The organism is Stenotrophomonas indicatrix, assembly GCA_041545745.1.
Taxonomy (GTDB): domain Bacteria; phylum Pseudomonadota; class Gammaproteobacteria; order Xanthomonadales; family Xanthomonadaceae; genus Stenotrophomonas; species Stenotrophomonas indicatrix_A.
The window spans coordinates 2,518,287-2,545,083 of record CP168152.1; the positions used below are offsets into that span (position 1 = coordinate 2,518,287).

General features: G+C 67.0%; 22 protein-coding genes and 1 pseudogene. 13 read left to right on the forward strand and 10 right to left on the reverse strand.

Features of this window, described 5'->3' with window-relative positions; translation table 11 throughout:
- Window positions 1–300 precede the first annotated feature (300 nt).
- Together ACEF39_RS11555 and ACEF39_RS11560 are read left to right on the forward strand one after the other, a co-directional pair.
- Complete coding sequence (locus ACEF39_RS11555) at window positions 301–669, forward strand: YbbD-related protein (RefSeq protein WP_500285130.1); 369 nt, start codon at window positions 301–303, stop codon at window positions 667–669.
- Between the two features lie 38 nt (window positions 670–707).
- Window positions 708–1,238, forward strand: coding sequence for a nuclear transport factor 2 family protein (locus tag ACEF39_RS11560; RefSeq protein WP_500288013.1), 531 nt, complete (start codon window positions 708–710; stop codon window positions 1,236–1,238).
- A 23-nt stretch (window positions 1,239–1,261) separates the two neighbouring features.
- On the opposite strand, the gene ACEF39_RS11565 is transcribed toward ACEF39_RS11560, so the two are convergent.
- Window positions 1,262–2,077 (reverse strand): AraC family transcriptional regulator, encoded by an 816-nt coding sequence (locus tag ACEF39_RS11565; protein WP_500285131.1) that lies wholly within the window; start codon window positions 2,075–2,077, stop codon window positions 1,262–1,264.
- Window positions 2,078–2,154: 77 nt separating this feature from the next.
- On the opposite strand from ACEF39_RS11565, the gene ACEF39_RS11570 reads away from it, so the two are divergent.
- From ACEF39_RS11570 to ACEF39_RS11590, 5 genes are all read left to right on the forward strand, one after another.
- On the forward strand, window positions 2,155–4,089 hold the full coding sequence (locus tag ACEF39_RS11570) for an FUSC family protein (protein WP_500285132.1): 1,935 nt from the start codon (window positions 2,155–2,157) through the stop codon (window positions 4,087–4,089).
- Between the two features lie 4 nt (window positions 4,090–4,093).
- A complete protein-coding gene (locus tag ACEF39_RS11575) occupies window positions 4,094–4,309 on the forward strand; it encodes a DUF1656 domain-containing protein (RefSeq protein WP_500285133.1) in 216 nt (71 codons plus the stop codon).
- Window positions 4,306–5,190 (forward strand): HlyD family secretion protein, encoded by an 885-nt coding sequence (locus tag ACEF39_RS11580; RefSeq protein WP_500285134.1) that lies wholly within the window; start codon window positions 4,306–4,308, stop codon window positions 5,188–5,190. The genes ACEF39_RS11575 and ACEF39_RS11580 overlap by 4 nt, the downstream gene beginning before the upstream one ends.
- Window positions 5,187–6,629 carry an efflux transporter outer membrane subunit gene (locus ACEF39_RS11585; protein ID WP_500285135.1) on the forward strand — a complete coding sequence of 481 codons (1,443 nt, stop codon included), beginning with the start codon at window positions 5,187–5,189 and terminating at the stop codon, window positions 6,627–6,629. The genes ACEF39_RS11580 and ACEF39_RS11585 overlap by 4 nt, the downstream gene beginning before the upstream one ends.
- Before the next feature lie 123 nt (window positions 6,630–6,752).
- Window positions 6,753–7,103 (forward strand): hypothetical protein, encoded by a 351-nt coding sequence (locus ACEF39_RS11590; RefSeq protein WP_500285136.1) that lies wholly within the window; start codon window positions 6,753–6,755, stop codon window positions 7,101–7,103.
- Window positions 7,104–7,155: 52 nt separating this feature from the next.
- Here the strand turns inward: ACEF39_RS11590 and ACEF39_RS11595 are convergent, their stop codons facing one another.
- Window positions 7,156–8,073 (reverse strand): M14 family metallopeptidase, encoded by a 918-nt coding sequence (locus ACEF39_RS11595; RefSeq protein WP_500285137.1) that lies wholly within the window; start codon window positions 8,071–8,073, stop codon window positions 7,156–7,158.
- 144 nt (window positions 8,074–8,217) lie between these two features.
- Here ACEF39_RS11595 and ACEF39_RS11600 point away from each other — a divergent pair, with 144 nt between their 5' ends.
- The 6 genes from ACEF39_RS11600 to ACEF39_RS11625 all read left to right on the forward strand — a co-directional run bounded on the left by ACEF39_RS11600 (window position 8,218) and on the right by ACEF39_RS11625 (window position 16,322).
- On the forward strand, window positions 8,218–8,871 hold the full coding sequence (locus ACEF39_RS11600; RefSeq protein ID WP_180167276.1) for a DUF3348 family protein: 654 nt from the start codon (window positions 8,218–8,220) through the stop codon (window positions 8,869–8,871).
- 10 nt (window positions 8,872–8,881) lie between these two features.
- Window positions 8,882–11,146, forward strand: coding sequence for a DUF802 domain-containing protein (locus ACEF39_RS11605; RefSeq protein WP_500285138.1), 2,265 nt, complete (start codon window positions 8,882–8,884; stop codon window positions 11,144–11,146).
- Window positions 11,143–11,802 (forward strand): OmpA family protein, encoded by a 660-nt coding sequence (locus ACEF39_RS11610; protein WP_089235873.1) that lies wholly within the window; start codon window positions 11,143–11,145, stop codon window positions 11,800–11,802. Before ACEF39_RS11605 ends, ACEF39_RS11610 begins: the two co-directional genes overlap by 4 nt.
- Window positions 11,711–12,169, forward strand: coding sequence for a DUF2894 domain-containing protein (locus tag ACEF39_RS11615; RefSeq protein ID WP_500285139.1), 459 nt, complete (start codon window positions 11,711–11,713; stop codon window positions 12,167–12,169). Before ACEF39_RS11610 ends, ACEF39_RS11615 begins: the two co-directional genes overlap by 92 nt.
- A 369-nt stretch (window positions 12,170–12,538) precedes the next feature.
- A complete protein-coding gene (locus tag ACEF39_RS11620; RefSeq protein ID WP_500285140.1) occupies window positions 12,539–14,839 on the forward strand; it encodes a TonB-dependent receptor in 2,301 nt (766 codons plus the stop codon).
- Window positions 14,840–14,861: 22 nt separating this feature from the next.
- Window positions 14,862–16,322: an esterase-like activity of phytase family protein gene (locus ACEF39_RS11625; protein WP_500285141.1), complete on the forward strand. Its 1,461-nt coding sequence runs from the start codon at window positions 14,862–14,864 to the stop codon at window positions 16,320–16,322.
- Between the two features lie 113 nt (window positions 16,323–16,435).
- Here ACEF39_RS11625 and ACEF39_RS11630 read toward each other — a convergent pair.
- The 8 genes and pseudogenes from ACEF39_RS11630 to ACEF39_RS11665 all read right to left on the reverse strand — a co-directional run bounded on the left by ACEF39_RS11630 (window position 16,436) and on the right by ACEF39_RS11665 (window position 26,677).
- Window positions 16,436–16,878: pseudogene (locus tag ACEF39_RS11630) on the reverse strand (REP-associated tyrosine transposase).
- 244 nt (window positions 16,879–17,122) lie between these two features.
- Window positions 17,123–17,887 carry a 2,3-dihydro-2,3-dihydroxybenzoate dehydrogenase gene (locus ACEF39_RS11635; protein WP_500285142.1) on the reverse strand — a complete coding sequence of 255 codons (765 nt, stop codon included), beginning with the start codon at window positions 17,885–17,887 and terminating at the stop codon, window positions 17,123–17,125.
- Window positions 17,878–21,756 (reverse strand): amino acid adenylation domain-containing protein, encoded by a 3,879-nt coding sequence (locus ACEF39_RS11640; RefSeq protein WP_500285143.1) that lies wholly within the window; start codon window positions 21,754–21,756, stop codon window positions 17,878–17,880. Before ACEF39_RS11640 ends, ACEF39_RS11635 begins: the two co-directional genes overlap by 10 nt.
- On the reverse strand, window positions 21,753–22,010 hold the full coding sequence (locus ACEF39_RS11645; RefSeq protein WP_500285144.1) for a phosphopantetheine-binding protein: 258 nt from the start codon (window positions 22,008–22,010) through the stop codon (window positions 21,753–21,755). Before ACEF39_RS11645 ends, ACEF39_RS11640 begins: the two co-directional genes overlap by 4 nt.
- The gene (locus ACEF39_RS11650) at window positions 22,010–22,642 is read right to left on the reverse strand and encodes an isochorismatase family protein (RefSeq protein WP_500285145.1); all 633 of its coding nucleotides are present in this window, start codon (window positions 22,640–22,642) and stop codon (window positions 22,010–22,012) included. The genes ACEF39_RS11645 and ACEF39_RS11650 overlap by 1 nt, the downstream gene beginning before the upstream one ends.
- Window positions 22,642–24,294, reverse strand: a complete 1,653-nt coding sequence (locus ACEF39_RS11655; RefSeq protein ID WP_500285146.1) for a (2,3-dihydroxybenzoyl)adenylate synthase — start codon at window positions 24,292–24,294, stop codon at window positions 22,642–22,644. The genes ACEF39_RS11650 and ACEF39_RS11655 overlap by 1 nt, the downstream gene beginning before the upstream one ends.
- Complete coding sequence (locus tag ACEF39_RS11660) at window positions 24,291–25,484, reverse strand: isochorismate synthase (protein WP_500285147.1); 1,194 nt, start codon at window positions 25,482–25,484, stop codon at window positions 24,291–24,293. Before ACEF39_RS11660 ends, ACEF39_RS11655 begins: the two co-directional genes overlap by 4 nt.
- Complete coding sequence (locus ACEF39_RS11665) at window positions 25,481–26,677, reverse strand: MFS transporter (protein WP_500285148.1); 1,197 nt, start codon at window positions 26,675–26,677, stop codon at window positions 25,481–25,483. Before ACEF39_RS11665 ends, ACEF39_RS11660 begins: the two co-directional genes overlap by 4 nt.
- Between the last annotated feature and the right edge of the window lie 120 nt (window positions 26,678–26,797).

Below are 26,797 nucleotides of genomic sequence, written 5' to 3' on the forward strand. Positions count from 1 at the left end.
TTCCGGAATGCGGCAATGCCGCATGGCGCCTTTATCGCGCGAGCCCATTACATAGTCAAGTCAAGCCGTGGGATGTCGGTCACGATTATCGATATCGGCAACGACCCTGCCCTGGTGATCAGAGTACCCCCCCCAAACTGCTTCCAGTCTTCATTAGTGCTAGCGTGCACCGTCAAGCCAGTGATGCAAGGATGCGCTGCAGGATCGTCTATGACCCCGACATTACCTCCATTTTCAAACCGCATGAGGCTGCTCCTCCTCTTCGCACTCTGCTTGATACTCACCTCCTGCGATCTGGTGATGGACAGCTCCTACGCCACGAAGCAGGAAGCCGTCGATGCCGAGATGATTACCAAGGGCTGGATTCCCGCGTGGGTGCCCGAGGAGGCGACCGACCTGCGCGAGGTGCACGACCTCGATTCAAACGTGAGCGCGCTTGCCTTCACCTCGCCACGCAGTAAGCAGCTGTTGTTGCCGTCCGATTGCCGGCCCGTCGACCACAGCGCTGTCCAGCCGGCACTGTTGAATCGAAGCTGGTGGCCGAGTGAGACCGCTCTGAAGCGCTCCTATACCTTCTTTCGATGCGAGCCCGAATTCGGCAAGTCGATCTTCGTCGCAACAAGCAGCACAGGCAATCGCGTGCTCTTCTGGCGCACGTACGCTCGCTGATGCGCATGCCCGCCCTCCCCTTCAACCCGACACTACAGATGCACATTCCAGGAACGGTCCGCACTACCCTCGCCCTTTGCCTGTTGGCCAGCCTTCCAGCCTACGCAGAGCAAAGCACGCCTGCCGATGTGCAAGCGATCGAACAGGTGATCGAGTCCTTCCGCACCTCGCTGATCAACAAAGACAAACCGACCTACATGGCGTTGTTCTTCTCTGACAAGCCGGAAGACATCGGCTGGCAGTTCGTGTCCGAGGATCGGCGATTGGCGGACATCCGCAGGACCAAGCCCGATGCGATCAAGGCACGAAAGATCCCATCGAACAACTTCATTTCGCTCATCGATGAGGCCGTGGCCACTGCAGAGCGACGAGAGGAGAAGTTCTTCAATACGAAGATCGACACGGACGGCGATGTGGCATCGGTGTCGTTCGACTACAGCTTCCACGCCAATGGCGCGAAAGAAAACTGGGGCAGGGAAATGTGGCAGCTGGTCCGCACCGAGCAAGGCTGGAAGATCTTTTCAGTGATCTATTCGATACGCGACAAACGCAGTTCAGCAGAGAGCTGACGCTGTTTTTCAGCCAGTCCACGTCAATCGCCACGAGCAGCAGAATCCTGATTCCGCAACCGCGCCGCAAAATACCGCGTAGGCGATTGCCCCAGCGCCTTCTTGAACATCGTGATGAACGCCGTCACCGACTCGTAGCCCAAGCTTTCAGAAACCCGCTGCACCGCTGCGCCGCCGGCAAGCTCGCGAATCGCAACCAGTAGATGCAGCTGCTGTCGCCAGCGTCCGAACGATAGACCGGTTTCCCGATCAATCAGGCGCGTCAATGTGCGCTCGCCCAGCGCCAGGCGTTTGGCCCATTCACTGATGGTGCTGCGGTCCGCCGGATTGGCCGACAGCGCCGCAGCCAGCGCACGGATCTTGGGGTGATCGCTCACCGGCAGGTACAACCGCTCGGCCGGCATCTGCACCAGTTCATCCAGCAGCACACGCGCCAGCCGATCGGTGTGCCCACCGCATGGGTAGTCCTGCGGCACATCGGCCAGGTGCAGGATCATCTCGCGCACCATCGGTGAGATCGACAGCGTCACACAGTGCAGCGGCAAGTCGACAACGCCCGGCTCGACGAACAGATAGCACAGGCGCGCGTTGGCGGTCGCACGGTTGCTATGCGGCAGGCTGCCGGGAATCCATACGCCGCACTGCGGCGGCACGATCCACAGGGCATTGGCCACCTCGCAGGTCACCGCGCCATGAAGTGCCAGGATCAGCTGTCCCTTGCGATGGTCATGCACCGGAATCTCGGCATCGTGGTCGGCCACCTGCAGGCGGCTGGCCACTGCAGGCCGATCCGTCGCGTCCGGGTCCAGATCAAAGCCAGGCAGCGAAATGCGAGTCATTCTCAATGACCAGATTCAGCGATAGACTGACATTCTAGCGAAATTCGGCGATAGGCCTCGCTGAATACGATGGCGGCATGCAGATTCCCGCCCCTACCCGCCCCTGGCATTCGCGCCCCATCGCGCTGTTGAAATCGCCGGCATTGAAGGTCGACCGCGAAGCAGTGCTGTTCTCGCTCAAGTGCCTGCTCGCCGCGATCCTCGGGCTGTATGTCTCGCTGCGCATCGGCCTGACCCGCCCGTTCTGGGTGATCGGCACGGTCTACCTGGTGTCGCAGCCGTTGTCCGGCGCGACGCTCAGCCGGGGCCTGTTCCGCCTGCTGGGCACCGTCGGCGGTGCGGTTGCTACGGTGCTGCTGGTGCCGCAGTTCGCCAACGCGCCCTTGGTGCTGAGCGTTGTGCTGGCGGCCTGGATGGGCCTGTGCCTGTACCTGGCCATGCTCGACCGCACACCGCGTGCGTATGCCTTCCTGCTGGCCGGGTACACCACCAGCCTGATCGGTTTCCCGGCGGTGATGGTGCCCGGTGAAGTCTTCACCATCGCCATCACCCGCGTGCAGGAGATCTCCATCGGCATTCTTGCGGCAACGCTGGTCCACGGGCTGGTGCTGCCACGCCGGGTCTCGCCGCGTGTGCATGCGCGCGTGGCATCGATCCTCGGCGATGCGGAACGCTGGACGCAGGACATGCGCGCAGGCGCCAAGGCCCTGGTGCTGGCGGAGGATCGCTCCAGGGTGGCCGCAGACCTGCTCGAACTGCACACGCTGTCCATCCACCTGCCGTTCGACAGCGCGCACGGCGTTGCCCAGGTGCAGATCCTGCGCGCACTGCATGACCGGATGCTCGATGTGCTGATGCTGTCCAGCGCGGTAGATGAATCGATGGCCCAGCTGCGCGCGCAGCCTGCTGGCACGGCAGCATGGTCGGTCCTGCTGCGTGCAGCACTTTGCACACGTCAGGCCGAACTTGATGCTGCGCATCGTGACTGCCGGCTGCTGGAAGAGCAGCTGCACGCCGCCCGCCCGGACTGGCGCCGGCGTGTGCCCATGCACCTTGCCAGCAAGGCGAACGGCCACGTGCTGCACCGTGATCACCGGATCGCCCTGCGCAGTGCTTTGGGTGCCTTCGTCGGCATCGTATTGAGCTGCGCGCTGTGGATCGCTACCGCGTGGTCCGATGGCGCAACCGCCGTCTCCATCATCGGCACGGCCTGCGTATTGTTCGGGACCGCCGAGGCACCTGCCGGGCATGTCATGCGCTACCTGATCGGGTCGGCCATCGGCGTGGTCATCGGGCTGTTCTACGCGCTGGTGATCTTTCCGGGCCTGTCCGATTTCGTTGGCCTGGCCATGGCGCTGGCGCCCGCGCTGCTGCTGTGTGGCTCGTTCCTCGCCCGCCCGCCTTTCATCATGGCGGCGTTGGGCGTAGTGCTCACCTTCCCGCTCATTGCAGGATTGGGCGCGACCAATGCCAGCAACATCGTGGGTGCGCTCAACAGCGGCGTCGCGCTGTTCGTCGGCACGGCGGCGGCGCTGTGCAGCATGTCGCTGTTGCAGACCTTGGACAGCAATCGCAGCCGCGCGCGCTTGCAGGACGTGATCAAGCGGGACATCGCGCGTCGGGCGGCCGGGCAGGTGCGAAATGCCAGCGACTGGACCAGCCGCATGGTGGATCGGCTTGCGCTGCTTGCTCCTCGCCTGCGCGGCCATCCGGATGCGGCCCGCACATTGCGGACGATGTTTGCAGACATGCGCGCGACCAGTGCCGTGGCCGAACTGCGCGTGATCGGCAGGAAGCTCAAGGACCGGAGCAGCCGCGAGTGTCAGGCGCTGCTGATGCACAGGGCCACCGCCCACTTCCGCACTCCCACTCCGCGCCTGGTGAATGCGCCGCTGCTGGAATCGCTCGAGAACACACGCTACGCCATCCTCGCTGGCAACCCACCCGAAACCGAGCGCGTTCTCGCGCTGCTCTCCGGCCTGCGCCGCGACCTGCTCGTTCATGAGGACTGATGCGATGTTCTCCGATATCTCCATCGATGGCGTCTTCGTTCCCGGCCTGCTGGCGGTGGCGCTCATCGCGCTGGCCCTGTCGAAGATGGCCTCGCGGCTGCTGGCAAGCCTCGGGCTGTACCGGCTGTTCGCCTATCGCCCGCTGGTGGGCCTTTCGTTGTTCGTGATCCTGGCGGAGCTGTTGATCCAGCTCGCGCCCCTGTTAGAGAAACTGAAATGAAACACGTGCTGAGTGTCCTTGGCCGCTGGAGCGCAACGCTCTGCCTGTTCGCCGTCGCCGTCATCGCTGCCCTCTCCCTCTGGAACCGATACGAAACGCAGCCCTGGACGCGCGATGGCCGGGTACGCGCGGATGTGATCCGGGTGGCGTCGGACATGGGCGGACTGGTGACCCAGGTACTGGTGCAGGACAACCAGCGGGTGAAGGCCGGACAGCTGCTGCTGGTGCTGGATCAGCCGCGCTACGCCGCCGCGCTGGAGAAGGCCGATGCCGCAGTGAGCAGCGCGCAGGCCACGCTCACCCTCGCCCGCCGTGAATCGAAACGGGATCTGGCGCTGGGCAACCTGGTCGCCTCGGAGACACGCGAGCGCAATGCGGCCAAGGTCGATACCGAAGTGGCTGGTCTGGCGCAGGCCCGTGCGGAGCGGCGGGTGGCACTGTTGAACGTGCAGCGCACCGAAGTGCGCGCCAGCGCCGATGGCACCGTCACCAACCTCGACCTGCACCCGGGCGACTTCCTGCAGCCGGGCGCGCAGGCCTTGGCCCTGATCGACAGCAGCAGCCTGAGGATCGAGGGCTATTTCGAGGAAACCAAGCTCAACTGCATCAGCGAAGGCGATGCCGCTGTTGCCCGCCTGATGGGCGATGGTCGCGATGTGCATGGGCGTGTGGAGAGCATCGCCGCGGGTATCGCCGACGACCAGCGATCGAGCACCCACAACCTGCTGCCGTCGGTCGCGTCGACCTATACCTGGGTGCGGCTGGCGCAGCGGATACCCGTCCGCATCCGCCTGGATGACGTGGCACCGGATACCCGCCTGATTGTCGGCAGAACCGCCAGCGTAACCATCACTCCGCGTGCGCAGGGAGCCTGCAAGTGATCGGCAACGCATCACGTGTGGGTGTGCTCGCCTGTGCGCTGTCGCTGGCCGGCTGCGTGTCTGGCCCGGACTATCAGCTGCCAACCAACGCGGTCGCCGCCGCCCCGGCAGCTCGCCGCGCATTCGTATCGAGCCACCAGGCGGCCTACGCACAGGCCGAGCTGCCGGACCGCTGGTGGCAGCTGTATGACGATCCACGGCTCGATGCCTACGTCAGCGAAGCGCTGCAGGCCAACACCGACCTGCGCGCGGCCGACGCCAACCTGCGCCGCGCCACGGCGCTGGTGCTGCAGGTCCGGGCCGAGGGCTCGGTAGGCACCGACGCCGACACATCGGCCACGCTGGCCCGCGCCGGGGGATACAGCTCGCCTTCCTCGCCACCGCAGGTGTACGCGCTCGGCATCCACCTGTCCTACCCGCTGGATCTGGCCGGTGGCATCCGCCGCGGTATTGAAGCCGCCAGCGCGGATGCAGAGGCCGTCGCTGCAGCGCGCGACCAGGTGCGGGTGGTTGTCGCTGCTGCCGTCACCCGCGCGTATGTCGGCATCTGTTCGACCAACCTCACCCTGGCGGCGACGCAGCGTGTGCTCGATACGCAGCGCGCCACGTTGGACGCCACCACCCGCTTGGCCAACGGCGGACGCGGAACCGAATTCGACGTGAGCCGGGCGCGCGCGGCGGTCAACCGCAGCGCGGCGGCGGTGCCGCATCTGGTTGCCGAGCGGCAGGCAGCCCTGTTCGAACTGGCAGCGCTGATGGGCCGACTACCAGCGGACTACCCGCAGGACGTCGCCAACTGCCAACAACCGCCGCGCCTGCAGCAGCTGATTCCTGTCGGCGATGGCAGCCAACTGATCCAGCGTCGCCCGGATATCCGTGCGGCGGAGCGCAGCCTGGCGGCCGCCACTGCGATGATCGGCGTGGAAACGGCGGCACTATATCCCCAGGTGAGCCTCGGCGCGTCCGCTGGCATGGCAGGTTCATTCAAGCAGCTGCTGGGCAGCGACAGCATCGGCGCGTCCATCGGACCGCTGCTGTCGTGGCGCTGGCCGAACCGCCGCGCAACCCACGCACGGATCGACGCTGCCGGGGCCAACGCCGATGCCGCGCTGGCATCGTTCGATGGCGCGGTGCTGGATGCGTTGCGGCAGACCGAAACCGCGCTGTCGGCGTATGTGCAGGAGATCGATCGCGAGCACAGCCTTGCCCTCGCCCGCGACGACGCGGCACGTGCGAGCGGCCAGGCCGGGCAGCTGTACCGGTTCGGCAGGATCGGCTTCCTCGATGTGCTGTCTGCCGAGGCCGCGCTGGCCGATGCAGAATCCGCGCTCGCAGCGTCGCGTGCGCAGCGGGTGGACCGTCAGGTGGATCTGTTCCTGGCGCTGGGTGGGGGGTGGGCCGGTTCCGGGCACGAGGGGCGGCCAAGCGTTGTTCCGTAACGCTGCCCATCATGAAAGGATGCGAGCTTCGCGATGATTTCGACATCGACGTATCCAGCATTGAAACTACACCGGTCTCCACCCCGCCACTTGTGGCGCTGCTCGCTGAGGATATCGTTCAACATGCGGCCCACACCTGAAACCCTTTCACGCGTCAAGGAAGTCATCAATGCATGGGGTTACCCTGCCGCTCTCGCCGCCTTCGCGCTGAAGCGGCAGGGATGTGTTGATTCGAACGGAGGCTTCGGCATCGTCTATCCCGACGACCTGGATGAGTATCAGCGCGAAGTGGAAGGGCTGTTCATCCCCGACGGCCAGGTCGAGCTTTACGGCTTCTGGGGGCCGGCGCACGGCGGCTACGAGTTTCCTGTGAGCGAGAAACTGTACCTCGCCATTCTTGCCGACCACCTGCAGTCGCTTGGGCTGGTCGACGAAGCCGACCGCCTTCGCGCGCAGGCCGAAGGCACCGCCTGATCCTGGCGCCGACCGCAGCAGCCGGGCGTGGCCCGGCGCTACGGCACAGCCATCAATTGGCCAGAGCGAAATCCAACCCCGCACACACCGCTGCCACCTGGGCGTCATTGCATTCCTGCGGATTGGTGCGCGAGCTGTCCGGGTACACCTCGGTGGTGGTGGCATACAGCGCATCGGTGAAGCCGGCACATGCACCAATGGAACGCGACTCGCCCCACACCACGCCCAGCGACTGCAGCGGCATGCCCACCAGATTGCCCTCGGCGTCGGCAGGGGCAATGTGGGTAATCGGGGCCACGGCGGCGATCAACGCCTTCTGGAATTCGTGCTGCGGGTCTTCGCTGTTGCCGATCACATAGAAGCCATCGGGGATGGTGTCGCGCTCGAACGGCTTGCCGTCGCGGGCGCAACGGGCCGGGTCGAACTCGTGCAGGTCGCTGTCGGTGGTCTCGTGCAGGTCCAGGTGGACGCGGATGTTGGCCTTGCGTTCGGCCACCCAGCGCATCAGCGAGGCGGCTTCCTCGATCAGGCCGCCGTCACGGAAACTACGGTTGGGGTCGATGGCATTGGGATTCCAGCGCTGGATGCGCTCGTAGCCCCACGGGCTCACGCACGGGGCCACGATCAGGTTGAAGCGGCCCAGGTAACGCTCGGCATGCTGTTCCAGGAACTGCAGGGCGCCATGCACGCCGCTGGTTTCGTAGCCATGCACGCCGCCGGTGACCAGCGCGGTGGGCAGGGCCGGGTTCCAGTCGTGGTTCACCACCGCAAACAGCGGGTAGTGGTCCGGGGCGTAGTCAAGCTGGCCGTACTGCACCACGTCGAAGCGCTCGTCCAGCCGCTCCAGCGCGGTCACCACGTCTTCGTGGTAGCTGCGCTGCCGCTGCTGGCGGGCCCGCCACTGCGCGCGTTCGGCGTCGCCCCAGGGCTGTCCGGGGGTGCCGATCGGGTAGAACTGCGCAACGGTCATCTCAAGCTCCAGAAGTCGGGGTGCGGTGGTACAGCCGACCATTTTAAGCCCTGTGGCCCGATCGTTGCTGCCCCTCCGCCCCGCCTTCATACGGCCGCCCTCATCTGGTTGTAAAATCAATGGTTTTTGGCCCCCACCCCCTTGATGGCGAACGCAGCGCAGCCGGTCCTGGGTGGACCGGACTTCCTCCGTCTGCTCGCCCGTCTCAGCGACGGCGCGATGCCGGCCTCCAGTCCCGCCCTGACCGATCGCCTCGGCCAGTGGGTGGACTGGAGCCGTGCCGTGGCCCTTGCAGGGGCGCTGGATGGCCGTTTGGCTGAACCGGCCGAGGCCGCCGAAGCGCTGGATGATCTGCTGGCCGACTGCGCACAGGCCGAAGCGAGCCTGTTGGCCTCGCTGAGCGAGGACGCCGAGGCCGAGCGCCTGCTGGACCTGGCCGAGGCCGCTGCGGCACCCAACTTCGCTTCGCTGCGGCAGCGCTACCGCGTGCTGCAGCAGGCCATCCAGACCGCCACCGGTCGCTTGCGCGGCCGCCTGCGCGACCAGCTGGTGCTGGCATCACCGGAGCTGGCGCGGCTGGCCGAGGTCGATGCGGTGATGGAACAGACCTTGAGCCCGCGCGAGCACAGCCTGCTTGCCACCGCCCCGGCGGTGCTGGGTGCCCGATTCGAACGCGTGCACGGCCAGCCCGGCTGGCGCGCGTCCTTCCGCCACGACATGCGCACGCTGCTGCTCGCCGAGCTGCAACTGCGCTTCCACCCGATCCAGGGGCTGCTTGCCGCCCTGCGCTCACACTGACCGGAACACCATGTCCAGAACTGTTTTCCACGTCCTTGTTTTCCTTGCTGGCCTGCTGGCCGTGTGCTGGATCGGTGTCGGCTATGTCTCGGTTCACCCGCTGGGTGCGGCCGTGGCCGCGATCATCGCGGCCTGCTACATCGCCGGTGGCGTGGAGCTTTACCGCTACCGGCAGGCCAGCAATGGCCTGCGCGCGGCGCTGAGTGATGTTTCGCTGGCCCAGGACAGCCTGGCGCCGTGGCTGGAGCGTGTGCCGCTGGGCCTGCGCAATGCCGTGCGACTGCGCGTGGAAGGCGAGCGCACCGCCCTGCCCTCGCCGGTGCTGACCCCCTATCTGGTGGGACTGCTGGTGCTGCTGGGCATGCTCGGCACACTGCTGGGCATGATGGACACCCTGCGCGGCACGGGCCTGGCCCTGCAGAGCGCTACCGACATGGCGGCCATCCGCGGCTCGCTGGCCTCGCCAGTGCAGGGCCTGGCGGTGGCGTTCGGCACGTCCATCGCCGGTGTCGCCAGTTCGGCAATGCTTGGCCTGTTGTCGGCGCTGCTGCGCCGCGACCGCCTGCAGGTGGTGCAGCAGCTGGACCGCGCCATCGCCACTGACCTGCATCCGTATTCGCAAGCCTGGCAGCGCGCCGAGTCGCTGCGCCTGCTGCAGTCGCAGTCCGCTGCGCTGCCTGCGCTGGTCGATCGCCTGCAGGTGATGACCAGCACCTTCGAACAGCACAGCGCGGCCGCCAATGAGCGCCTGCTGGCCGGTCAGGCCGAATTCCTGACGCAGAGCCAGGCGTTGCAGGAACGCCTGGCCACCTCGCTGCAACAGTCGCTGCGCGAAGGTGCCGAAGCCAGTGCCGCTGCCATTGGGGGCGCGCTGCAACCGATGGCCGAAACCACCCTGGCTGGTCTGGCCAGCCACGGCCAGGCGCTGCATTCGCGTGTCGAACAAGCGGTGCAGCAGCAGTTGAACGGCCTCGCTGAGGGCTTCGAGCGCAGCCGGTTGGCCACCGAGGCCAGCTGGGCCAAAGTCGTGGCCGAACAGACCGGCGCGCAGCAGGCACTGGTGTCTGAACTACGCCGGCATCTGCAGGCCTTCAGCGAGGGCCAGAGCGCGCAGGGTGAAGCCCTGGTGGTGCGCATCGGCGAGCGCCTGCAGGCCGACGCCAGCGGCAACGCCGACGCCTGGCGCGCCGCCGCCGAACAGCAGCATGCGTTGAACAGTGAACTGGTCGAGCGTCAGCAGCAGGCACTGCAGCGTGCCAGCAGCCATCTGGACGAACGTGCGCAGACGCTGCTGCAGGCGCTGGATGAGCGTCACGCCGCCGGCCAGTCGCTGCTGCAGGACCACGAACAACAGCGCCTGCAGGACTGGCAGGCCGCACAGGCCGCCACCGCCACGGCGCATGCCGAACTGCAGGCGGGCCTGGACGCACGCGAACAGCAGCGCCAGCTGCGTTGGGACGCGGTGAGTACCGAGCTGCAGCAGGCGCATGCCGCATTGCAGGCTCAGCTGGTGGCCGCTGACGAACAGCGCCTGCAGCGCTGGAGCGACGCTCTGCAGAACGTTTCGACCGACCTTGCCGCGCGCCTGCAGGCCGATGGCGAACGCTTGTCCACGCAGCAGCAACAGGTGTGCGACACGCTGGCGCAGACCGCGCAGCAGATCGGCGAGAACGGCCGTGCACAGGCCAGCGCCACGCTGGCCGAAGTGTCCACTCTGCTGCAGACCGCAGCCGAGGCGCCGAAGGCCGCGGCCGAGGTCATCAACGAACTGCGCAGCACCCTGTCCGAAAGCCTGGTGCGCGACAACGCGATGCTGGAGGAGCGTGGCCACCTGCTGGCCACCGTGCAGACCCTGCTGGAGGCGATCAACCACGCCTCGCACGAGCAGCGCACGGCCGTGGACGCGCTGGTCGGTGGTTCGGCTGAACTGCTGGAACGCGTCGGCAACCGATTCACCGACCACATCGCCGCCGAGACCGGCAAGCTCGATGGCATCGCCACCCTGCTCAACGGCAGTGCCGGTGAGGTGGGTCAGCTGGCCGGCACCTTCGGGTCTGCGGTCGAACAGTTCGGCACCGCCTCGGCGGAGCTGTCGGGACGCCTGGAGCAGATCGGCGGTGCGTTGGATGCCTCGCTGGCGCGCAGCGATGAGCAGCTGGCGTACTACGTGGCACAGGCGCGCGAGGTGGTCGACCTCAGCCTGCTGTCGCAGAAACAGGTGATGGAAGAACTGCAGCAGCTGGCCGCGCGCCGCGGCAAGGCCGGCAGCGCATGAGCGACGAGCTGGAGGTCGACGGCGGCTCACACGCCCCGATCTGGGCGGCATTCGGCGATCTGATGTCGGTGCTGCTGGGCGCGTTCGTGCTGATCCTGGTCGGCGTGGTTGCGGTGCAGCTGGAGCTGTCGCAGCGACTGGACCAGGAGGTCAAACAGCGCCAGGCCGAAGCCAAACGCCTGCAGACGCTGGAACAAGCGTTGGCCGGCCCGCTCGCCGCCGGCCGGGTGACGCTGGTGGATGGCCGCATCGGTATCAGCGGCAACGTGTTGTTCGCGCTGAACTCTGACCAGCTGCAGCCGGAAGGCCAGGAGCTGCTGCGCAGCCTTGCTGCGCCGCTGGCGGCGTATCTGGGTTCGCGCGAGGAGATCCTGATGGTCAGCGGCTTCACCGATGACGCGCCGGTGCGCGAAGGCAACCGCCGCTTCGCCGACAACTGGGAGCTATCCGCGCAGCGCTCGCTGACGGTGACCCGTACCCTGATCGCCGACGGCGTACCGGCCGATGCGGTGTTCGCCGCCGCCTTCGGCAGCGAGCAGCCGGTCAGCTCCAATGCCAACGAAGATGGCCGCGCGCGCAACCGCCGCGTGGAGATCGCGCCGATTCCCAAGCCCAAGGCTGCTGCACCGGGCGAAAAGAGCGGCGATGGCAGCTGAGTCCTCGCCATTGCACGGATTGCGTGCGCTTGTGCGCGATCTGGATGCCGGCTCGCGTGCACTTGCGCACTATCCGCAGGTGCCGATGCTGGACGACGTGCGCCGAGAGTGGTCCGAACTGCGCAGCGAACTGCAGGTGCGCCGCTCGCTGCGCACCGAGGCTCCGGCCGATGGCGGCCCGCTGAACTCGGCAGTGCTGGTGCAGCGCATGCTGGACACGATGCAGGCAACCAGCCCCGGGTATCTGCGCCACTTCATCGACTATGTAGACACGCTGTCGTGGCTGCAGGCGTTGCAGGATGGCGCCGCCAGCGGCGGTGACGCAGCGAAACCGAAGCGTACGCGCAAGCCACGCAAGGCGGGTTGACGAACACAGGTGGTGCCGGTGATTTCCGCAGTGTTGCAGGATGGTGCCGCCAGCAGCACGGACACGGCCAACCCTGAGCGCACGCGCAAGCCACACAAAGCGGGTTGACGAACACTGGTAGTGCCGGCCGCTGGCCGGCAGGCCCATGAACCCTCCGCAGCATCCTGCGGTTGCCGGCCAGCGGCCGGCACTACCCTGCTGCGGCATCGACAGATGACCATGTCACCAGACAGTCATCTGTCTAGCGCAACATTTTCACTTTGATCGCACCGCGCCCAAGGCGCCCGTGATCGTATCGCGTGTTTCCCCTTTCATCTGCCTGAGCTCCGCTTCAATGCGGCGGCTCGCGCCCGCCTGAGTGCCTGCTCCATGACCAAGACCCTGTTGGCTGCTGCGTTGTCCCTTGCCCTTGCGCCGACCGCATGGGCGCAGCAGGCGCCATCGGCCACCGACCTCGATGCCGTTTCAGTCATCGGCAGTGGCGAGGCGCGCCAGGTGCAGCGCATCACCCGCGAGAACCTGGACATCCTGCCGCCAGGCACCAGCCTGCAGAAAACGCTGAACCTGCTGCCGGGCGTCAACGCGCAGTCGGCCGACGCGCTGGGTACCAACGAACAGTCGATGACCCTGAGCCTGCGCGGCTTCAACGCCACCCGGCTGGGCTACACACTGGACGGCGTACCGCTGGGCGATGGCGCGTACAACAACTACAACGGCCTGACCATCAACCGTGCGCTGATCAGCGAGAACATGGCAGGCGCCGAACTCGCGGTGGGCATCGGCAGCCTCGGCACGCCATCCACCAGCAACCTCGGCGGCACCATCTCGTATACCTCCGACCGTCCGGCGCAGGAACTGGGCGGCCGCGTGGTGCAGACCTTCGGCAGCGATGCCAACCGCCGCACCTTCGTGCGCGTGGACAGCGGCGAGTACAACGGATTCTCCGGCTACGTGTCGGGCATGAACGCGGTCTCGGACCTCTGGAACGACCAGACCGCGTACAACAAATCCACCACCAGGCAGTTCAACGCCAAGGGCGTGTGGAACTTCGGCAGCGGCCAGATCACCGGCTTCGTCGACACCTCGCGCACCAGCCAGGCCGACTACTTCTACCTGTCCAAGGACGAGATGTCCCGCGGCCTTGGCTGGGACTGGGGCGGCTACGCACCGGACTGGAACAAAGCCGTGGCCAAGGCCTACTGCAACACCGCCAGCCTCAACGCGAAGAAGTGCGACAACAGCGGTCCGGACAAGGACGCCGACGGCGCCTTCACCGCCGGGCAGATCCTGCGCGATGACAACCTGTACTACCTGGCCGGCGACTTCTTCCTCGCCGACGGCTTCACCCTGCGGGCGCTGGCCTACCACCACGACGATCGCGGCGAAGGCCACAACTGGAACAGCGGCGCCTGGTCGAACAAAGGCACCGCGCAGGAAATCCCGATCATCTTCCGCAACACCATCTACACCATCGACCGCGATGGCGGCACGCTGTCGTTCGATTGGGAGCTGGGTGCGCACCGCATTGAAGGTGGCGTCTGGTACGAACGCAACACCAGCAGCGCCGAACGCTACCAGACGGCGGTGGACGGCCCACGCGACCTCAGCGGCATGAACACCCTGCCCTCGGATGTGGGTGTGTTCGCCCAGCGTACGCGCTGGAAAACCCACCAGTTCTTCCTGAAGGACACCTGGCGCCTGCTCGATGACCGCCTGACCCTGGAGTTCGGCGCCAAGAGCCCACACGCCACTTCCGATGCGCAGGCGCTCCCCGGCGATGCGAAGACGCCGATCTCGCCGAGCTCCAACAACCAGTTCGCCACCGGCTCGTTGAAGGCCAGCAAGAACTTCCTGCCTAGCGTCGGCGCCAACTTCCGCCTCAGCGAGCATCACGAAGTGTTCGCCAGCTACGCCGAGAACATCGCCATGTTCCAGGGCGGCTTCAAACTCGGCCCGCAGGCGGTCAGCCAGGCCACCTGGAACGCGCAGGGCAACCTGAAACCGGAAGAATCACGTTCGCTGGAGGCGGGCTACCGCTTCGTCACCGACACGCTGCAGGCATCGGTTGCTGCCTACAGCGTGCGCTTCGACAACCGCCTGCTGCAGTACAACCCCTGCGATTCGCGGCAGCCGGTCGGCCCCACCTGCGGCAACCGTTTCTACAATGTCGGCGGCGTCGACAGTCGCGGTGCCGAACTGACCGTGCTGTGGACGCCGAACGAGCACTTCAGCTGGTACACCTCGGCGTCGCTGAACCGCTCGACGTATGCCTCCAACTACATCCAGGCTGGCGTCGAGCAGCAGATCAAGGGCAGGATCCAGACCGACACGCCCAAGCAGTTGCTGGCCACCGAGATCACCTGGCGCGACAACGGCTGGTTTGCCAGCCTGCGCGGCAAGTACACCGGCGAGCGCTTCTACACCTATACCAATGACCAGGGCTTCGGCGGCTTCACCGTGTTCGACCTTGCCGGTGGCTACGATTTCGGCCAGGTCGGCTTCGCCAAGGGCATGCGCCTGTCGCTGAACCTGACCAACGTGGGTGACAAGCGCTACGCCAGCAACCTGGATTCGAGCGTGTTCGCACCCAGCGACCCGTCGGGCAAGCTGTATGTGTTCCATGCGTCGGCACCGCGCCAGGTGTTCGGTACCATCGACATCCGCTTCTGATCACCGGCCGAGGAGTCCATCCATGTCCGCTACTGCCCTGCTGTTGGCCGCGCTCTCGGTCAGCGGCTACAACGCACCGCATGAAGCCCGCGGCATGCCACCACGCGCGGTGGACGTGGGCAGCTTCACCTACGTGGACAAGGGATTGGTCGCCGCCGGGCGATTGCCGGCAGGCACGGTGGACTTCCTCGACGATACGCTGGGCTCGTTCTCGTCGTTGGCGATACAGCCGGGCACGTGGCGGCGCACCGCGCGTGGCTATGAAGGGGTGCTGTGGACCCTGCCCGACCGCGGTCGCAACGATCCGGAGGCCGGCCTGTTCTACGACTATGCCGGCCGCCTGGAGCGCATGAAGCTGCGCATCGACTGGCCTGCGGACAAGCCAGCGAGCGTCGGCGCGCTGACGATGACGCCCACCAAGGGCCTGGTGCTGAAGGACTACAACGGCCAGCCCTTCACCGGTGCCGACCCGGGCGATCACACGTTCAACCAGCGTGGCGTAGTGCTGCCCTCGCCGGCCGTGGGCCCGGGGGCCGGCAAGGTCGCGCTCGATGCAGAATCCCTGCAGTTCACAGCCGACGGCCACTTCTACATCGGCGACGAGTACACCGCCAACGTCTACTACTTCGATGCACAGGGCCAGCTGCAGGGAGTGATCGTGCCGCCGCTGGCGATCCGGCCACAACGTGATGGCAAGCCTGCCTTTGGATCGTTGGCTCCGCCGCAGACCGGGCGCCGCAACAACCAGGGCGTGGAAGGCATGAGCCTGTCGCCCGACGGCACACGGCTGTTTGTTGCCCTGCAGAGCGCCTTGATCCAGGACAGCGCGCCGGGCAATGCCGCCGGCCGCATCAATACCCGCGTGCTGGTCTACGACGTATCTGCCAACCCGACGCCGACGCAACCGGTCGGCCACCATGTGATGATCCTGCCGGCCTACGCCCACGACGGCAAAGGCAAGCTCGACCGTACTGCTGCGCAGAGCGAGCTGCGTGCGCTGGACAACGAGCGTTTCCTGATGCTGGCGCGCGACGGCAATGGCCTGGGCAAGGATGGCGACGACCCGATCGTCTATAAATCGGTGCTGCTGGTGAACGTGGCGCAGGCGTCCAATCTGGTGGACACGGAATATGAGACCGGCACGGCATCGGTGCTGGCCGATCCGGCTGACGCCATGTTGAAGACCGGCATCGTGCCCGCCAACGTCAAAGAGGTGCTGAACCTGCTCGACCGGCCACAACTGGCCCTGGCCGGGCTGGATCTGAATACAGGGCGCGGCCCGCACCCGGGACTGCTGTCAGAGAAATGGGAGGCGATGGACGTGTTGCCGGCGCTTGATCCAGAGCACCCGGACGACGCACTGCTGCTGATCGGCAACGACAACGACTTCACCGCCCGCAACTGCCGCATGCAGGGCGAGCACTGCGACAGCGCGTACGACAACGACAACCGGGTGCTGGTGTATCGGTTCACCCTGCCGTAGTGCTGGCGGCTGGTCGGCAGGCCCATGAACCCGCGCCCTGGTAGTGCCGGCCGCTGGCCGGCAACCTCATGAATCTCCGGAAGCATCGCCTGGTTGCCGGCCAGCGGCCGGCACTACCAGATCGACCACGCATAGGGATACTCGCCGATCTCCCTGGCCAGGCCCGCCCGAATGGGATTTCCCAGGATATACAGAGCCTGGCGATGCAACGACTCCTCGGCCCTGACCGCATGATCGAAGTATCCGGGCTGCCAGACCACCCCACGATGACCGGCCAGCCGATTCAACGCCAACGCGCTGGATGATTTGAACCGACGGGCGATGCCCGACAGCTCAGACGCACGCAGTTGCAACATCCAATGCACATGATCCGGCATCACCACCCAGGCGAGCGACTGAACAAGGCCTTGTCGCTCGAGGTCCTGAAACTGGCTGCTACACAGCCTGTGGTGGCATCACATTCAAAGCGTCGGCGGCGCTGGTACGTTGTCGTGGTCAGCACGTAGATCTGGCCGATGATGGAACGCCGCCCGTAGCGCAGGAGATTACTGCTCATGGCCCATCGTGGATCAGGCAGACACCGCTGGCTGTCGGGGAACAGCGCAGCATTGCATGAGGATGTTGCTGACAGTCTGCTGAGGATGCCGGCCAGCGGCCGGCACTACCCGACACAGAAATCCTGCACGGCTGACCCATGGTAGTGCCGGCCGCTGGCCGGCAACCCCATGAACCTCCGGACGCATCGCCTGGCTGCCGGCCAGCGGCCGGCACTACCTATGCCCCTATCGGGGCTATGCATCTCACCCGCGCAGCGTGGCGCCACCATCCACGTACAGGTCGCTCATTGCCACGTGCCCGGCCTGCTCGGACAGCAGGAACATCACTGCCTGTGCGATGTCCTCCGGCGTGGCCAGCTTGCGCAAGGGGATGCCCGCTTTATAGGTGACCGGATTGCCAGCAATCACCCGCGCCGCACCCTGCTCGTCTTCCCACATGCCGGTCTGCATCGGGGTCAACGTGGAGCCCGGCGCAACGATGTTGCAGCGGATGCCCAGCGGCGCCAGCTCCAGGCCCAGGCAGCGGGTGAACATCGTCGCCGCCGCCTTCGAGGCCGCATAGGCGGCCATGCCATGCCGTGGCACGCCCGCCGCGTTGGAGCTGACGGTCACGATGGCGCCTTGCCGGCGCGGCGACATCACCCGCGCCAGTGCGCGACCGACATGGAACACACCGTCGGCATTGACCGCGAACACCCTGCGCCAATCCGCGTCGCTGGTATCCACGACCTCGCCGACATGCAACACGCCAGCCACGCTGGCCGCGAGCATGATCGGCCCCACCGTGGCATCCACCTGTTCGATCAGCGCGTCCACCGCCGCACCGTCGGTAACGTCCAGTGCGAAAGCCTGCACGCGCCCATCGCCGGTCGCCAGCGCAGGCCGCTCACGATCGGTTGCCACGACCCGGCATCCTGCGTCCAGCAGCTGCCCCACCAGCACCGCGCCGATACCGCCGGCTGCGCCGGTCACCAGCGCCACATTTCCTTCAAAACCGGTCAACTGCACGTTGCATTCTCCTGTTGCCTGTCCCACTGCTGCAGGCGCGCCGACAACCAGGGTGCCAGCAGTGCCACAGCATCGCGGCCAGTCAGTTCGGCGTGCAGGAACGGCAGCTCGATGGCATCCACCTGCAGCGCATGGGCCTTCCACAGTGCGGACTGCAACTGCGGCCGTGCCTGATGATCGCGTCCGGCGCGTACATGCGCCAGCGTTCCCACGAAGGGTCGGTGCTGGTGTTCGCGGATCAGTCGATTGGTTCCGGTCACCGCCCGTACCACGCCGTCGAGCACCACCTCGGGCAGGCTGCCCAGCGCGCTGCCACCGCGCCGCAGGAAGGCGAGGATGCGCGCGCGGTCGTCCAGTTCCGGATGTGCGTCCGGGTCATGTCCGGCGATGGCCAACAGCGCCCGCAGCGCCGCGATCGGGTCGGGCTCCGGTTCGGCACGCCAGCATTCGCTGGGATAGGCATCGAGCAGCACCAGTTCGCCGACCTCGCGGCCGATGTCATGCAGGCGCACCGCCATCGCCTGCGCAAGGATGCCGCCCACCGACCAGCCGAGCAGATGGATCGGCCCCTGCGGCTGCAGCGTGATCACCCGCTGCACATAGTCATTGGCCATGGCCTCGATGCTTCCCGGCAGGGGTTGCGTGGGATCGAGCGCCGGTGATTGCAGCCCGTACACCGCGCGCATTGGCTGCAGCGCCCGCGCAAGCGCGCGATAGTTCCATGCAATGCCCCCGGCCGGGTGCAGCACGAACAAGGGCGCCACGGTTGGCTCGTCGGACGCAGACAGCGCAATCACCGGGCCCAACGCGTGATCGGCATGTGCGGGCGGCTCGGCAATGCGTGCCGCCAGCGCGGCAACGGTTGGCTGCGCGAACAGCGCGCCGAGACCCAGCTCGCAACGCCAGCGCTGCTCGATGGCCAGCAGCAGATGCACAGCCGACAGCGAGTCGCCGCCGAGACTGAAGAAATCCACATCGACGGCCACCGGCGCTTCACGTCCCAGCGCTTGCGCGAACAGCCCGGCCAGTTCCTGCTCCAGCGGCGTGCGCGGTGCCTGCCCCGCGACCTCCTGCTGCGGCGGCTTCGGCAGCGCAGCCCGATCCAGCTTGCCATTGGCAGTCACCGGCCACTGATCCACGCCCATGAACGCAGACGGCACCATGTAGTCCGGCACCCGCGTCAGCAGATGACTGCGCAGCACCGCTGCATCGGCATAGGTCGACGGCACATAGGCGACCAGTCGTGCCTCGCCAGGAAGATCATCGCGCAACAGCACTTCCACCCGGTCAATGCCAGGCAGCTCGCGCAACGCCGCTTCGATTTCGCCAAGCTCGATGCGCAGGCCGCGCAGTTTCACCTGATGGTCGCTGCGCCCGAGGTACTCGACAGCACCATCGGCACGCCAGCGCGCCACGTCGCCAGTACGATAGATGCGCTCCCCCGGCAGGAACGGATCAGCCAGAAAGCGCTCGGCCGTCAGGTCGTCGCGGCCGAGGTAGCCGCGCGCCAACTGCACACCGCCGAGGTAAAGGTCACCTGCCACGCCCACCGGCACGGGCTGCATCCGTGCGTCCAGCACATACAGGCGGGTGTTCCAGACCGGAAAACCGATCGGCACCGGGCGCGAGCGGTCATCGGCCGACGCCGGCCACCAGCTCACATCCACAGCAGCTTCGGTCGGCCCGTACAGGTTGTGCAGTTCAGATTGCAATCTCGCGTGGAAGCGATCACGCAGGGCGGCATCCAGCGCCTCGCCACTGGTGAACACCCGCCGTAGCTGCAGGTCCTGTGAGGCCGGTGCAGCCAGGAACGCATCCAGCATCGAGGGTACGAAATGTGCGGTGGTGACGCCATGCACGCGGATCAATCGCGCCAGCTCGGTCGGGTCGCGGTGTGCGTCCGGCCCCGCCAACACCAGCGTCGCGCCGCACAGCAGTGGCAGGAAGAATTCCCAGACCGATACGTCGAAGGTAGCCGGGGTCTTCTGCAGAATCCGGTCGTCGGCGCCGATGTCGTAGTGCTCGCGCATCCACAGCAGGCGATTGACGATGGCGCGGTGTTCGATCACCACGCCCTTGGGCTCGCCAGTCGAACCGGAGGTATAGATCACATAGGCCGCATCGTCGCCCATCGGGCCCGGCCAGGGTGCGGCGAAGCTCACATCGGTCCACTGCTCCGGCGGCAGCACCGGTACGTCTGCCAACCAGGATTGCACGTCGGGCTCTGCCAGCACACAGACGGGCTGCGCCGATGCCAGGATGCGCGCCAGTCGCTCAGCCGGATGGGCGAGGTCCAGTGGCAGGTACGCGCCGCCTGCACGCAGTACCGCCAGCAGCGCCACCACCAGTTCCAGCGAACGCGGCAGCGCTACGGCGACGATGGTGCCCGCGCCCACGCCCAGCGAACGCAGCTGCGCGGCCAGTGCGAAGCTGCGCGCCTCCAGCGTGGCATGGTCCAGCGTCGTATCGCCGAACACCAGCGCCGGTGCCGACGGATCACGGTCCATGCCCTGCTGCAGCAGTTCGACCAGGGTGGTGTCAGGCAGCGGATGGGCGGTGGCATTGAAGCCATGCAGGACCTGCTTGGATTCTTCCGGCGTGGCCAGCGGCACCGCCGCGATGTCTTCGGCCTGCAGCGCCGCCGACACGAAATGCAGCAACCGCCGGGCATGCGCCTTCACCTCGTGCAGATCGTACAGGGCGGGGTTCGCTTCAATCTCCAGATCCAGCAGGGTCTGTCCATCGCCACGGAAGCCCAGTGTCAAATCGTCCACCGGCCCGGTGCTCAGCACCTCCAGCGAGGCCTGCACACCCGGCAGCGCCAGCGGCTTGTAGAAGGGCTGTACGTTGATCAACGGCCCATGCAGGCGGTGCTGTGCGCCGACCAGCCCAAGGTCACGACGCAACTGCTCGCCACGGTAGCGGCCATGCTTGCGGCCCTGGCTAAGCTGGCGCCCGATGCGCCGGCAGAATTCCTCGACGCTGTCCCCGCCGCCCGCCACCCGCAGCGGCAACACGTTCATCACCATCGCCGGCACCCGCGCCGCGACGCTGCCCAGCCGCGCCATGTAGGGCACGCCGAGCACGACTTCCCCGGACGCGCTCATGCGGCGCACATACTCGGCGGCCAATGCAGCGAGCACATCCGGCCACGGCTGCAGCCACGATGCCGAAACCTGCAGCAGGCGCTCGCGGAGGACGCGGTCCACCGGCTGCACCCAACGCACGGCATCGTCACTGGCAGCGGCGGTTCCGGCCAGGCCGGTGGAGGCCGGCGCGCCCTGCAGTGCCTGCAGCCACCACTGCCTGTCGGCGTCGCGGCGCGCATCGCTGCGGTAGCTGGCATCGTCGGCCAGCACGCCCGCCAGCGCTGGCAACGCGCTACCGGTGCGGCCCGCATACAGTGCGCATACACGGTCAGTAAACAGCGCCATGCCATAGCCATCGGTGGCCAGGTGATGCACGCGCAGGTACCAGGCCCAGCGCTGGCCGCCCAGGTTGAACAGCACCTGCTGGCTCAGTCGGTCGCGGGTCGGATCAACTACGCTGGAGCGATCGGCCTGCATCGCGGCGCGTGCCGTCTGCTGCGGATCGGCCGCAGCAGCAACATCGCGCAGCTGCAGTGATGGCACCCGCGTGGATTCATGCCATTGCACCGGCTGGCCGTCCTCGGCCTCGGCGAAACGCAAGGCCAGCGCCTCGGCCTCGGCCGCGGCCTGATTGGCGGCGGCAGTGAACGCCACTACATCCAACGGACCCTCGATCCACACCGCATGCGCGGTATTGAATGCAGGGTTTTCCGGTGCAAGCCGCTGGGCAAACCACAGCCCGGCCTGCGCCTCGGTCAGCGGCAGCGGCGATCCGTTCATGCCGTCTGCGAAGCCTGCAGCTGCTGCACCACCGCCCACCATTGGCGCAGCGTGGTGTGTTCGGCCAGCTGCGAGAACTCCAGTGGCAGCCCGGTGTTGCCCCAGGCCAGCACCAGTCCCAGCATGCGCATCGAATCCAGGTCCAGATCGATCAGGTTGTCATCGTCGCCGATGTCAGCCGCTTGGCAGTCCAGCACGCGGGCGACGTCGGCGCGCATGCGCTCCAGGGTCAAGGCTTCGGTCGTGGCGTTCATCACAATGCTTCCAGCAGCTGGTCGGTGGTCATCGGTACGCCGCAGGTGCGGGCGATCCAGTGCAGCGCCTGGTCATGGTCGGCGCGCGAGAAATCGGCCACGGCATCTGCCGCGATGAAGGCTTCGATGTCGCGCTGGAACGCCTCCACCGCCGTGGCGGTGCATCCGATGTGCGCGTACACGCCGGTGATCAGCAGCTGATCACGGCCACGCACGCGCATCAGCGTTTCCAGATTGCTGCGCTGGAATGCGCTGTAGCGGTGCTTGACCAGCACATGCTCGCCCGGCGCAGGTGCCAACGCGTCGATGATCGGCTCGTGGTCGGCACGACGGCCCATGCCCGGGCCCCACAGGTCTGCCTGCAGGCCGCGGTCACGGCGGTCCTGGTCGCCGTGCTGAGCGGTGTAGAACACCGGAATGCCGTGCGTGCGGCAATGTCCCAGCAGACGCGCGATGTTGTCCACCGCCGGCCGCAGCGGCGCGTTGCCAGCATCGAAGGCGGCGAGGAAGTAGCGCTGCATGTCGTGCACCAGCAAGGCAACACGATCACGCTGGGGGCGCCAGGCGCCACGCGCCTGCGGCAGTTCCGCGGCGGTCGGCAGGGAATACGGGGCAATACGGGGCAGCGCCATCAGCGCGTTCCTCCTGTCTGTTGCAGATGACGCGCACGCAGCTGCGCGCGCAGTTCGCGGCGGCTGATCTTGCCAACCGCCGTGGTATCGAAGCTGTCCACGAAAACAATCTGATCGGGCACCTTGAACGCGGCCAGGCCACGTCCACGCATCCACGCCTTCAGCGCCGGTGCCTTGATCGCCTCGCCCTGCTGGATCACGAAGGCACAGCTGCGCTCGCCCAGATAGTCGTCGGGAATGGAGACCACGGCAGCATCGAACACGCTGCCATGGGCCAGCAGATGGTCTTCGATCTCCTCGGCAGAGATCTTTTCGCCCGCCCGGTTGATGTGGTCGCCGGCACGGCCCTGCACCACCAGGTAGCCTCCGGGCAGCTGCTGCACGCGGTCACCGGTGCGATAGAAGCCATCGTCGGTGAACGAGCGCGCATTCGCCGCCGCATCGTTGTGGTAACCGCGGATGGTATACGGGCCCCGCGTGAGCAGATGGCCGACCTCGCCTTCTGCAACTGGATTATCGTGGTCATCGACCACCCGCACCTCGTCATCGACGCTGATCGGCCGCCCCTGGCAGGCCACGATCAGTTCCTGCGGATCATCCAGCCGGGTGTAGTTGACCAAGCCTTCGGCCATGCCGAACACCTGCTGCAACGTGCATCCAAGGCCATCAATGACCCGCCGTGCGGCCTCCGGCACCAGCTTGGCGCCACCAACCTGCAGGACCTGCAGGCTGGACAGATCGTGCTTGCTGGTCGCCGCCGCCTGCGCCCACAGCAGCGCCAGCGGCGGTACCAGACCGCAGCAGGTCACCTTCTCGCGCGCGATCAGCGGGAATGCCGCATCCGGGCCCGGGCCCGGGCTGAGCACCACGCGGGCGCCGGCGTACAGCGCACCGAAGAAACCCGGTGAACTCATCGGGAAGTTGTGTGCCGCTGGCAGCGCGACCAGGTACACGCTGTCGCGGTCTATACCGCAGATTTCGTTGCTGGCGCGGAACGAGTAGATGTAATCGTCATGCGTGCGCGGAATGAGCTTTGACAGCCCGGTGCTGCCACCGGAAATCTGCAAGAACGCCACCGACTGCGGATCAGGATCGGCCGGCAGCTGGCTGCGGTCGCCCTGCAGCGAGTCCAGCGCGACGAACTCGGCTGCGTCGCCATCGATCAGCACGTGGCGCACCGCCGGCACGTCCGCCTGCAGCGCGCGCGCCAGGCCCCGATGATCGAAACCCTCATGTACATCGGTACTGATGTAGGCACTGGCCTCGGCCTTGCGGGCGAAGTGGGCCAGCTCGGTGATGCGATGCGCCGGCAGGGCGTACACCGGCACCAGCCCGGCGCGGAACAGCGCGCAGATGGTGCTGATGAAACTGGCGGTGTTGCCCAGCTGCACCAACACGCGCTCCCCGGGTTGCAGGCCCAGCGCCAGCAGGCCGGCACCGATGCGCCCGGCCTCATGCCAGAGCTGCGCATAGCTCAGGCGCACATCGCCAGCCACCACCGCGATGTCATCGGCATGGCGCTCGGCGCGTTCGCGCAGGAAACCAGGGAAGGTTTCGCCGCGCCAATGACCTGCAGCCCGATAGCGCGCGACCAGCGCTTCGGGCCATCGCTGCTGCAGCGGCAGGCGGGAGTCAACGACGGACGGGGTCATGCGGATACCTCGATCAAGGGCAGCGGGTCCTGCACACCCAGTGCGTTCAGCAGCGCAGCGAACTTGGCGGCGGTCTCGGCGACCTCGGCGGCAGGCTGCGAGTCGGCGACGATGCCGGCGCCGGCATACAGGCGCAGCTGGGTGCCCTGCAGGCGCGCGCAGCGGATCGCCACATACCAGTCACCGTCCCCCTGTGCATCCAGCCAGCCCACCGCACCGGCATAGAAGCCGCGCGGCACCGGTTCCAGCGCACGGATGCGCTGCAGTGCCTGCAGCCGCGGGGTGCCGCAGACAGCCGGGGTGGGATGCAGCTCGGCCAGCAGGGTCGCCGCCGATGTGGCAGCGTCCTTCAGCGTGGCGTGGATGCGCGTTCCCAGATGCCACATGCTGGCGGTAGCGTGCAGCGCCGGGCGCGGCTGTGCCTCGATGTGGCTGCACCAGGGCGACAGGCCATCCACGATGGCTTCAACCACATGGCGGTGTTCGTCGTGATCCTTTGCCGATGCCAGCAACGCCTGCGCGGCGCGCTCGTCGGCCACCGGATCGGCACTGCGCCGGGCCGAACCGGCAAGCGGATGCGACAGTACCTGCGCACCGCGTTTGCGCAGCAGCAGCTCCGGCGTTGCGCCCACCAGCCACGCCGGCGCCTGGCCGACGTCCACCGGCAGCGGCACGGCGTAGGTCGCCACCGAAGGATCGGTGCCCAGGCGGGCCAGCAGCATTTCCGGCGACAGCGCCTGCTGCGTGTGCGCCAACAGGCTGCGCGCCAGTACCACCTTGTGCAGCGCCGGATTGGGCGTGCGCATCGCGCTGACCGCAGCGGCTACCGCTGTTGCATAGTCCTGCGCGGACGGCTCAGCGATCAGCACTCCGGCCAAAGCAGGCACTGCCTGCGACTGCACGGGCAATGCCGGCAGCAGGCGCTCGGGCTGGTACAAGGCATCATCGGCGCGCGGCTCGAACGGCACCGCGCCGACCAGCAGACCCGGGCCACCGCGCTGCTGCGCGAAGAACGTCGCCACGCGTTCGGCCAGCGTCGCCAGCGCGCCTGCCGGCAAGGGTGCGCGGCAGCCCCGCGCGTGCATCTGCTGATCGGCCTGCCGCAGCAGGAACAGCGGTGCTTCAGCGGTGGGCTCCGGCAGCATCGACGCAGCCTCCGGCCACGCGCCCTGCATCAGGGAATCATTCATGTCGTCTCCTTCATCCGATACGCTGCGGCCAGCACGCACAGCACCAGCAGCAGCACGCCGACCAGCAGGTAAGGCAGGCTGGCCCCGCCGCGATACAACAAGGTGCCGAGCATCGGCCCGGCCACCATGCCCAGCCCCTGTGCCGCCGCGACCGTGCCGGCCGCCGCACCCTGTTCGTGCGCCTGCACCGCATCGGCGGCCAACGCCTGGAACGAGGGAAACACGAAGCCCATGCCGAACGCCGCGAGCGCGTAGGCCGCCGGCAACTGCCAGGTCTGCTGCACAGCGGCCACCGAGGCGAAGCCGATGCCGGCGATCAGTGCGCCGAGGATGATCCAGCGCCGGGGATGCACGTCCAGCTTCATCACCAGTCCCTGCGCAAGGATCAGGCCCACACCCACTGCAGTCAGGGCGATGCCGGCCATGCGCGCGCCTGCGGCTGCATCCAGGCCGAAGCGATCGATGGCGAAGAAGCCCACCGTGACCTGCGCGATGGTGACCGACACCATCGCCACGAACGCGGCCATCTGCGGCAGGCGCAGGCGCGGGTCGAGGCGCGACAGCGGCACGCGCTTGCGGCTCTGTGCGGCAGCCACCGGTGGCGTGGCCGGCAGGCGCCACGCCAGCAGGCCCAGCGCGAGCAGCGGCAACAGCGCCGCCACGTACAGCGCCAACGGCAGGTTCTTGTAGGCCAGCCATCCGGCAGCAGCCGGGCCCAGCACCATGCCCAGCGCATTGGCGCTGCCCAGCCGTGCCAGGAACCTGGTGCGCTGGCCCGGTGGGGCCTGGTCTGCGATCAGCGCAGCGGCGGTTGGCGGTACGGCCGCATAGAACAGGCCCACCAGCCCGCGCGCACCTACCAGCACCAGCACCGAGACCAGCACCGGCGGTATCGTCTGCAGCGCGACATCAATGAACACCGCCAACGCGATGTAGACCAGCGTGTAGGCACTCATGGCCAGCACCAGCACGCGCTTGCGGCCGATGCGATCGCTGAGCTGCCCCCAGGGGCGAGCGGCCAGCATCCACAACACCCCCGCGGCCGTGACCGATAGACCGGCATGCCATTCAGACAGGCCCAGCAGGCGGACCACCGGGCCGATGACGGCGACGAAGGACATCATCGCCATGGTGCCGATCAGGGCAGCCAACACCAGCGCCGGCAAGCCGGGAACCACGGGACGTGCATGCATGGAACACCAACCGTAACCAAGGAGGGAACGCCGGGCGCATCCGCACCCCGCGCGACGTCGCCCGATCAGGCGGCGACGCCATCCTTAAATGATAACGGCTCGCATTTGCATTTGATACCC

What these genes read in the sequence shown, in the direction of transcription:
- ACEF39_RS11565 (WP_500285131.1), bottom strand. Translation starts at nt 2,077, where the DNA reads ATGACTCGCATTTCGCTGCCTGGCTTTGATCTGGACCCGGACGCGACG.
- ACEF39_RS11625 (WP_500285141.1), top strand. Translation starts at nt 14,862, where the DNA reads ATGTCCGCTACTGCCCTGCTGTTGGCCGCGCTCTCGGTCAGCGGCTAC.
- ACEF39_RS11575 (WP_500285133.1), top strand. Translation starts at nt 4,094, where the DNA reads ATGTTCTCCGATATCTCCATCGATGGCGTCTTCGTTCCCGGCCTGCTG.
- ACEF39_RS11560 (WP_500288013.1), top strand. Translation starts at nt 708, where the DNA reads ATGCACATTCCAGGAACGGTCCGCACTACCCTCGCCCTTTGCCTGTTG.
- ACEF39_RS11610 (WP_089235873.1), top strand. Translation starts at nt 11,143, where the DNA reads ATGAGCGACGAGCTGGAGGTCGACGGCGGCTCACACGCCCCGATCTGG.
- ACEF39_RS11650 (WP_500285145.1), bottom strand. Translation starts at nt 22,642, where the DNA reads ATGGCGCTGCCCCGTATTGCCCCGTATTCCCTGCCGACCGCCGCGGAA.
- ACEF39_RS11655 (WP_500285146.1), bottom strand. Translation starts at nt 24,294, where the DNA reads ATGACCCCGTCCGTCGTTGACTCCCGCCTGCCGCTGCAGCAGCGATGG.
- ACEF39_RS11645 (WP_500285144.1), bottom strand. Translation starts at nt 22,010, where the DNA reads ATGAACGCCACGACCGAAGCCTTGACCCTGGAGCGCATGCGCGCCGAC.
- ACEF39_RS11605 (WP_500285138.1), top strand. Translation starts at nt 8,882, where the DNA reads ATGTCCAGAACTGTTTTCCACGTCCTTGTTTTCCTTGCTGGCCTGCTG.
- ACEF39_RS11615 (WP_500285139.1), top strand. Translation starts at nt 11,711, where the DNA reads ATGGCCGCGCGCGCAACCGCCGCGTGGAGATCGCGCCGATTCCCAAGC.
- ACEF39_RS11590 (WP_500285136.1), top strand. Translation starts at nt 6,753, where the DNA reads ATGCGGCCCACACCTGAAACCCTTTCACGCGTCAAGGAAGTCATCAAT.
- ACEF39_RS11660 (WP_500285147.1), bottom strand. Translation starts at nt 25,484, where the DNA reads ATGAATGATTCCCTGATGCAGGGCGCGTGGCCGGAGGCTGCGTCGATG.
- ACEF39_RS11570 (WP_500285132.1), top strand. Translation starts at nt 2,155, where the DNA reads ATGCAGATTCCCGCCCCTACCCGCCCCTGGCATTCGCGCCCCATCGCG.
- ACEF39_RS11595 (WP_500285137.1), bottom strand. Translation starts at nt 8,073, where the DNA reads ATGACCGTTGCGCAGTTCTACCCGATCGGCACCCCCGGACAGCCCTGG.
- ACEF39_RS11580 (WP_500285134.1), top strand. Translation starts at nt 4,306, where the DNA reads ATGAAACACGTGCTGAGTGTCCTTGGCCGCTGGAGCGCAACGCTCTGC.
- ACEF39_RS11665 (WP_500285148.1), bottom strand. Translation starts at nt 26,677, where the DNA reads ATGCATGCACGTCCCGTGGTTCCCGGCTTGCCGGCGCTGGTGTTGGCT.
- ACEF39_RS11640 (WP_500285143.1), bottom strand. Translation starts at nt 21,756, where the DNA reads ATGAACGGATCGCCGCTGCCGCTGACCGAGGCGCAGGCCGGGCTGTGG.
- ACEF39_RS11555 (WP_500285130.1), top strand. Translation starts at nt 301, where the DNA reads ATGGACAGCTCCTACGCCACGAAGCAGGAAGCCGTCGATGCCGAGATG.
- ACEF39_RS11600 (WP_180167276.1), top strand. Translation starts at nt 8,218, where the DNA reads ATGGCGAACGCAGCGCAGCCGGTCCTGGGTGGACCGGACTTCCTCCGT.
- ACEF39_RS11620 (WP_500285140.1), top strand. Translation starts at nt 12,539, where the DNA reads ATGACCAAGACCCTGTTGGCTGCTGCGTTGTCCCTTGCCCTTGCGCCG.